Raw genomic sequence first — 7,498 nt, 5'->3', positions numbered from 1 at the left:
GGCGCTCAGGACACCTTGGTCAGTCGCAGACCGGGTCAGGCCACGGCCCCGTGCGGAACACAATCATCCTCACAGTCGCAGACGGTTTCGGTGACGGCCTGCCAGAGTTGGTCGCGTACACGGGTTGATACTCCAGTGTGGTTTCGTGATCAGGATGGTGTTGCCCTCCCGGAGGCCGAACGCCAGGTCGGATTCCCGCCATCTTCCGGCGCTGGTGCCAGCAATGCTCAACGTCATGAACCGACTTGAAGGAAACGTGGCCTTGATCACGGGCGGCAGCCGGGGCATCGGTGCCGCCGTGGCATTACGACTGGCCGAAGAAGGCGCCGACGTCGTCCTGACCTATGAGAACAACGCGGAACGCGCCACCCAGGTGGTGGAGCAGATCAAGGCCAGAGGGCGCCGGGCACTGGCCGTCCAGGCCGACAGCGCCATCCCTGAGGCACTCACCGCCGCGGTGGACGACGCCGCCGCGACGTTCGGCAGACTCGACATCCTGGTCAATAACGCCGGCGTCTTCCTCGTCGGTCCACTCGAGGACCTGGGGCCGGCAGAGATCGATCGCACCCTGGCGGTGAACGTCCGGGCGCCGTTCGCAGCGTCCCAGGCGGCAGTGCGTCACATGGGCCAGGGCGGCCGGATCATCAGCCTCGGCAGCAATGTCGCCGAGCGTGCGGTCTTCCCCGGACTGGCGCTGTACTCGATGAGCAAGACGGCTCTGGTCGGGATGACGAAGGGCCTGGCCCGAGAACTCGGCCCGCGTGGAGTCACTGTCAATCTGGTGCTCCCCGGCCCCACCGACACGGATACCAACCCCGCTGACGGGCCGAACGCCGAGGTGATCGCCGGCTTCACCGCGGTGGGCCGCTACGCGGAAGCGGCCGAGATCGCGGCCACCGTCGCCCACCTGGCAAGTTCGGACGGCTCGTACATCACCGGAGCCTCGATCCATGTCGACGGCGGCTTCACCGCCTGACACGCGAGCTCGACTTCTCAACCATGCTGAGGGCCCAGCCCGCAAGAGGGACGGCCACCGCGTGATCATCGGGGTTGTGTGGACTCTGAAGATCGTGCGGTGGCCGCGGGCCATGGCGTGGACCCTGCCCGCTGGCGGGCGATGTTCGACCAGGTCATGGCCCGGATCGCGGGCCGGTTCGGGCGGGTCGAGCCCCGGACCGCGGCCCGCGCCTGCCTGCTCGGGCTGCTGTCGAGCGTCGAACGGAAGAACTGCCGGCGGCCGACCGAGCAGGCGGGCCTTGCGCGGCCCGGGCCGATGCAGCGCCTGCTTGCGCCATGCCCGCTGGGACGCCGATGCGGTCCGCGACGACCTGCGCGCGTACGCCGCCGAACACCTCGGCGCCGACGGCGGCGTTCTCGTGGTCGACGAGACCGGCTTCCTGAAGAAGGGCCGGTCCTGCGGCACCGGGCCTCCTGATGTCGCTCGGTGATTCGACACCAACGAGCTGTTCAGGAGGCCCCGCCCCTGTGTGCCGAGCACCCCCGCGCCCCCCGATCGGGACCCACCTCGACGCTCTTCTGTCAAGATCGGAGCGACAACGGCTACTGCCTGCAGGGAGCACTCGGTCAGCTCCCGGATGGACGGTCACCGGCCCAGAAGCCGGGTGCCGAGGGGACATCGTTGGTAGAGCACGACCCGACGCCGCCGGCGGCTTCTGACCAGGCCGGCGCGACGCAGGATGCTCAGGTGGTAGGAGACCGTGGCGGGCGCCAGGGCTGTGTCCCGGCTCAGCTGGGATGTCGAGCGGGGTTCGTCGAGGCTGGCGAGCAGTAGGACCCGGGTGTCGCCGATGAGGGCGCGGACTGCCTCGTCGCCCCGCTCCGTCGACGGGTTCCACAGGCGGAACACCCCCCGTGCGGGGTAGGTGATGACGGGTGTCCGCGGACGCTCGGCGCTGAACAGGACCTGCTCGTCCTGGGCGGTGGAGGGAATCAGCACGAATCCGTCAGAGGCCCAGTCGATGAGGACGTCGTACGGGCGGGCGATACGGACCTCACCGTCACGCCAGCACACTCCGTCACCGATGTTGTCGATCATGGCTCCGGCGCCGAGGTCGGCCATCTTCTCAGCGCGGTGGCTGATGTCGTCCTGGAGGAGGGCACGTGTGGTGTCCCACTCTGGCTCGAGCACGGCCGTGAAGTAGTTGACGAGGGCGTCGGCCGCTCGAGCGGCCAACGCGGCGGGGCCGTCCGCCAGCGCGTCGGTGACCGCGGGCGGCATTGGGCGACGCCACCGTTCATATGCCGCGGTGCTGCCGAAGGTCGCGGCGACCTCGGGGCGGACCGCGCGTCCGCGGAAGGCGATGTCGAGGTGGTAGTCGACCTCGTCCGGCGGGGTTCGGCGCACCGTGTCCGCGACTTGGTGGATGGACGGCAGAGAGCTGCCCGGCGGCGGGGTGAGGAAGTCGGGGATGTAGCGGCGGTCGTCCGGGATCAACCCGTGCAGCAGCCCCAGCGTGCCGGCCGTCACACGGGCTGCGGCCAGGTCACGGCGCCGCCTCAGATGCGGCGGCATACGCTGCCTACCGCGTTGCCGAATACTGCCGACCACCTCCGTCGCGGGGCAGAGTGCGAACCGTGAGCGCCCGAGCGTGTCCGCGGACATCGGAATCCTCACCGTCACCGCTGCCCGCCCCCTCGTCTCGGCAGACGCCAAGTGTGACATGCGGTCACCGCTCGCGATTCGAGCCTGCTCGAATCTGTGGGCATCGCCCCGCGGATCGCGTTGTGTCGGTGCCGTCACCTCACCAGAGCACGAAGCGAAGGAGCCTGTCATGTCCGTGGATCGTCGCCAACTCCTCCGAGCCGGTACCGCTGCCGGCGCACTCGCAGTCATCGGCGGTGCCGCACTTGCCCCACAAGCCGCCGCGGCCACCGCCCGCACGGCGCGAACCCCGGTCGGAAGGGTGCCGGTCATCGTCGGCGCGAACCCCGGACTGGTGCTCTACGACGGTGACCGGCTTACCGCCTACGCCGCGACCTGGCAGGTCGACTGGTCCCCTTACGGTGCTGGGAACGTCCTGGTCCTGTGGCACGAGGAGACCGTCCATCTCTACGGCGCCAATGTGCGTCTGGCCCGATGGCTGGAGCGAGAGTTCGTGCGCCACTTTCCCGAGGCCGACGGACTCGTTTGGCCCGAGCCGATCGTGCACAGGGTGCCCGTGAAGGTGGACCTGGATCTGACATCCGGCCTGCGTGCACGCGCCGCCGACGTGTACGTCGCCATGAGCGACGTCCTTGACCGGCGTGCGTTCGCCACCGACGAGTTCCCTCTCGGCGGTGGGGTCGAGCACAGCCTCAGCCTCGTGCTCGGCCCGTGCGGGCACGGCACGATTCGCACCGGCGGCCGCACCATCGCCGGACAGCCGCGAGTCGGTGGCAGCGCCGGGCGGCCCACCTCGACGGCCTACCTCGCCGTCGCAGAGGTCTGGCAGCGATGAGGCAGGGTTGCCGGGCGCCAGGAATCCGCTCCGTGAGCGGGGTGAATACTTCCGGCCCATGAAGCCAGGAGTCGAGCCGTCGGGGTGCACGCCGGGGCGACGGCAGCCACAAGCGTACCGGCAAGCGGTGGCGCCGGCACCGGCCGGACCGGCCGGGACGAGAGCGGCCCTCCACGGACCGGCACCCGCGGCACGGCGCCGGATCCCCGCTCTCCGACGGCCCCGGGTACGCCGCCCCCGCCCACGAGGGGCAGCACGGCCCCGGCGCCTCCTGCATCCCCCGCGCCCCCCGGCGGCCCCCGTACGGCACTGTGGCAGCCGCGCCCCGGTCTGGCCTGGCAGTGGCAGTGACAGCTCGACGGCAAGGTGGACCCCTCGGCCGACGTGCCCGTCTACGACATCGACGGCTTCGAGAACTCCGCGTCGGACGTGGCCCGCCTGCACCGGGACGGCCGCAAGGTGATCTGCTACATCAACGTCGGCGCCTGGGAGGACTTCCGCCCCGACAAGGACGCCTTCCCCCGCTCGGTGCTCGGCGCGGCCAACAGGTGGCACGGCGAGCGCCGGCTCGACATCCGCCGCCTCTCCGTGCTGCGCCCGATCATGGAGCGGCGGTTCGACATGTGCCGGGACAAGGGCTTCGACGCGGTGGAGCCCGACCTGGTGGAGGGCTACTCCAACCGCACCGGCTTCCCACTCACCGCACGCGATCAGCTCCACTACAACCGCATGATCGCCGAGATCGCCCACGAGCGCGGGCTGTCGGTCGGCCTCAAGAACGACCTCCCGCAGATCCCGCAGCTCGTGGGCGACTTCGACTTCGCCGTCAACGAGGAGTGCGCGCAGTACGACGAATGCGAGCGGCTCACCCCGTTCGTCAAGGCCGGCAAGGCGGTCTTCCACGTGGAGTACGAGGTGCCGACCGGCGACTTCTGTCCGCAGGCGCGCAGGCTGGGCCTGTCGTCCATGCGGAAGAAGCTGGAACCGGGGGTGTGGCGCAAGGCCTGCTGAGCGGGTGGCTCAGCGGGCCGTCTGCGTGTGGACGTACTCGACGAGGTGGGTGAGCGCGTCCGCGTCGGTGTGGGGCATGACGCCGTGGCCGAGGTTGAAGATGTGGCCCTCCAGGCCGGCGGCCGCGTCCAGCACCTCGCGGGCCTTGGCCTCCATGGCCTGCCGGGGGGCGAAGACCACGGTCGGGTCGATGTTGCCCTGGAGCGCCTTGCCGGGGCCGACGCGGCGGGCGGCCTCGTCGAGCGGGACGCGCCAGTCGACGCCGACGACGTCCGCGCCGGCCTCGCCCATCAGGCCGAGCAGCTCGCCGGTGCCGACGCCGAAGTGGATGCGCGGGACGCCGTAGCCGGCGACGGCCTGGAGGACCTTCGCGGAGTGGGGCAGCACCGAGCGGCGGTAGTCGGCGGGGGACAGCGCGCCGGCCCAGGAGTCGAAGAGCTGTACGGCGCTCGCGCCCGCCTCGATCTGCACCTTCAGGAAGGCGGTCGTGATGGCGCCGAGGCGGTCCAGCAGGTCGGCCCACAGCTCGGGGTCGCCGTACATCATCGCCTTGGCGTTCTCGTACGTCCGCGACGGGCCGCCCTCGATGAGGTAGCTCGCCAGGGTGAACGGCGCGCCGGCGAAGCCGATCAGCGGGGTCGGGCCGAGCTCGCTGACGAGCATGCCGATCGCCTCGGTGACGTAGGAGACGTCCTCGGGGGTCAGGTCCCGCAGCCGCTGGAGGTCCGCGCGGGTGCGCACCGGCTGCTCGACGACCGGGCCGATGCCCGGCTTGATGTCGAGGTCGATGCCGATGGCCTTCAGGGGCACCACGATGTCGCTGAAGTAGATCGCGGCGTCCACGTTGTGGCGGCGGACCGGCTGCAGGGTGATCTCGGTGACCAGCTCGGGGCGCATGCAGGACTCGAGCATGGGGATGCCCTCGCGGACCTTGCGGTACTCCGGCAGGGAGCGACCGGCCTGCCGCATGAACCACACGGGGGTGTGCGGCACGGGTTCGCGCCTGCACGCCTTGAGAAAGGCGGAGTCGTAGGTGGCTGTCTGCGGCTGCCGGCTTGCGGGCGTGTCGTTGGCACTCACATGGCCAGTCTCGCATGCCCCCGACCGGAGCAGGCCCCCGGTGTGCGGTCGCCGGGCGGCACCGCCGGGAACGGCGGGGTGTGTTGCCCTGCGCAAAGGCCCGGTTCCCCTTAATCTTCCCCGCATGGCTGCGGCTCAGGGACGACTGTCGGACGGCGCTGGCGGAATGGACGACGCGGAGGAAGAGCACGGGAAAGAGAGCAGGGCGGCTCAGGCTCCGTTGCCCTTCCGGGCCGCGGTCGACGCGCTGCGGGCCGCGCGGCTGCGACCGCAGGTGGAGGTCGAGCAGGTGCCCCCGCCGCAACGGCTCGCCCCGTTCGCGTACGCGCTGGAGGCCGCGGTCGTCGACGGCGAGCAGGATCTCGCCGACGGCCGCCTCGTCCTGCTGCACGACCCGGCCGGGCACGACGCCTGGCGGGGCACGTTCCGGCTGGTGACGCTGGTGCGCGCGGAGCTGGAGCCGGAGATGGCCGCCGACCCGCTGCTGCCGGAGGTGTGCTGGTCCTGGCTGACCGGGGCGCTGCAGGCGCGCGGGCTGGCGTACGGCGAGCCGAGCGGCACCGTCACGCGCGCGAGCTCGCACTACTTCGGCGGGCTGTCGGCGCGTCCCGCCGCCTCGCAGATCGAGATCCGCGCCTCCTGGACGCCCCGGGAGGGTCTGGGCGGGGTGCCGGACACCGCCGCCCACCTGGCCTCCTGGTGCGATCTGCTGGCGCAGGTGGCCGGGCTGCCGCCGGCCGGGCCGGGCGACGCGTCGGTGGTGACGCTGCCGCAGCGGCGCGGTCCGCAGTCGCACTGAGGCCGGTCGGGCGCGATCCGGAGGCAGGCCGAGGCCGGTCGGGCAAGGTCCGCAGGCACGCCGAGGCCGGTCGGGCGCGATCCGCAGGCACGCCGAGGCCGGTCACGCACGTGCGCGTGCGGCCTGTGCCCCTGCACGTGTGCGTACACCTGGCCCCTGCACGTGTGCGTACACCTGTCCGGGTGTCTTGCCGACCCCTTGCCGTGTCTTTGTCGATACGGCCACTTTCGGGCACGCACCGACCCTGAACAGCCCAAAGTGAACCGATTCGACCTTCGGACGATCGCCAGCATGTCCGAATTGCACGCATGGACTGTCACCAGATCGTGATCATTTTCTAAAGGACACCGGGTTTGGTGCCGAAGACGACTGTGACCTTGCAAGCACGGTTCGTCCCGGCTTGACCCCCACAAGCCGGCCCCGTCCCCCCACCCCCCAGGAGGCCTGGTGTCCGTTCTCCTCGAGCAGCCCGCAAGCCTGGTCGCCTACCGCCCGAACAAGCCGACCGCCATGGTCGTCGTGGCCGACCCGCGCGTCCGTTCCACCGTCACCCGCCATCTGTGGGCGCTCGGAGTGCGTGACGTCATCGAGGCGTCGTCCGTCGCGGAGGCCCGTCCCCGCATCGGCAATCCGCGTGACATCTGCGTCGCCGACGTCCACCTGCCCGACGGCTCGGGGCTCACCCTGCTGTCCGAGACCCGTGCCGCCGGATGGCCCAACGGCCTGGCCCTGTCCGCCGCCGACGACATCGGCGCCGTCCGCAACGCCCTCGCCGGGGGCGTCAAGGGCTACGTCGTCACCGGCACCCGCACCAACGTCGGACTCCCCCTCCGGCCGGGTGCCGCCCCCATCGGCGCCGCCCGTCTGCACCGCCGCCCCCCGGGTGCCCCGAGCCACCCGGGCGGCTACCGCGAGCTGTCCGGGCGCGAGGTCGAGGTGCTGCGGCTGGTTGCGGAGGGCCAGTCGAACAAGGCGATCGGCGTCTCGATGGGCCTGTCCGCGCTGACCGTCAAGAGCCACCTCGCCCGCATCGCCCGCAAGCTCGGCACCGGTGACCGGGCCGGCATGGTCGCCGTGGCCCTGCGGACCGGCATCATCCACTGACCCCTCACCGCCGGCCACCCACCGGTCGCACTGCTCCCCGTCCCCC

6 protein-coding genes and 2 pseudogenes are annotated in these 7,498 nt (G+C 71.3%); 6 read left to right on the top strand and 2 right to left on the bottom strand.

What is annotated here, in order from left to right; translation table 11 throughout:
- Positions 1-235: 235 nt before the first annotated feature.
- Together DEP02_RS29750 and DEP02_RS35935 are read left to right on the top strand one after the other, a co-directional pair.
- A complete protein-coding gene (locus DEP02_RS29750) occupies positions 236-976 on the top strand; it encodes an SDR family NAD(P)-dependent oxidoreductase (protein WP_198668654.1) in 741 nt (246 codons plus the stop codon).
- Positions 977-1,262: 286 nt separating this feature from the next.
- Positions 1,263-1,427 (top strand): annotated as a pseudogene (locus DEP02_RS35935) (transposase); the annotation flags it as partial.
- Positions 1,428-1,603: 176 nt separating this feature from the next.
- On the opposite strand, the gene DEP02_RS29740 reads toward DEP02_RS35935, so the two are convergent.
- Positions 1,604-2,533 carry a helix-turn-helix domain-containing protein gene (locus DEP02_RS29740; protein ID WP_157977569.1) on the bottom strand — a complete coding sequence of 310 codons (930 nt, stop codon included), beginning with the start codon at positions 2,531-2,533 and terminating at the stop codon, positions 1,604-1,606.
- 259 nt (positions 2,534-2,792) lie between these two features.
- Here DEP02_RS29740 and DEP02_RS29735 point away from each other — a divergent pair, with 259 nt between their 5' ends.
- Both DEP02_RS29735 and DEP02_RS29730 read left to right on the top strand, forming a co-directional pair.
- Positions 2,793-3,458, top strand: a complete 666-nt coding sequence (locus DEP02_RS29735) for a hypothetical protein (protein ID WP_198668653.1) — start codon at positions 2,793-2,795, stop codon at positions 3,456-3,458.
- Between the two features lie 45 nt (positions 3,459-3,503).
- Positions 3,504-4,469: pseudogene (locus DEP02_RS29730) on the top strand (endo alpha-1,4 polygalactosaminidase).
- 9 nt (positions 4,470-4,478) lie between these two features.
- Here the strand turns inward: DEP02_RS29730 and hemE are convergent.
- A complete protein-coding gene (hemE, locus tag DEP02_RS29725; RefSeq protein ID WP_112470777.1) occupies positions 4,479-5,549 on the bottom strand; it encodes a uroporphyrinogen decarboxylase in 1,071 nt (356 codons plus the stop codon).
- A gap of 124 nt (positions 5,550-5,673) precedes the next feature.
- On the opposite strand from hemE, the gene DEP02_RS29720 reads away from it, so the two are divergent.
- Both DEP02_RS29720 and DEP02_RS29715 read left to right on the top strand, forming a co-directional pair.
- Positions 5,674-6,348, top strand: coding sequence for a DUF3000 domain-containing protein (locus DEP02_RS29720; RefSeq protein WP_112470776.1), 675 nt, complete (start codon positions 5,674-5,676; stop codon positions 6,346-6,348).
- A 447-nt stretch (positions 6,349-6,795) separates the two neighbouring features.
- Positions 6,796-7,452 (top strand): response regulator transcription factor, encoded by a 657-nt coding sequence (locus DEP02_RS29715; RefSeq protein WP_112470775.1) that lies wholly within the window; start codon positions 6,796-6,798, stop codon positions 7,450-7,452.
- Positions 7,453-7,498: the final 46 nt, after the last annotated feature.

The organism is Streptomyces triticisoli, assembly GCF_003270085.1.
In the GTDB taxonomy this organism is placed as follows: Bacteria; Actinomycetota; Actinomycetes; order Streptomycetales; family Streptomycetaceae; genus Streptomyces; species Streptomyces triticisoli.
Note: the sequence above shows the minus strand (reverse complement) of the source record. Positions and strands in the feature narration are given on the sequence as shown.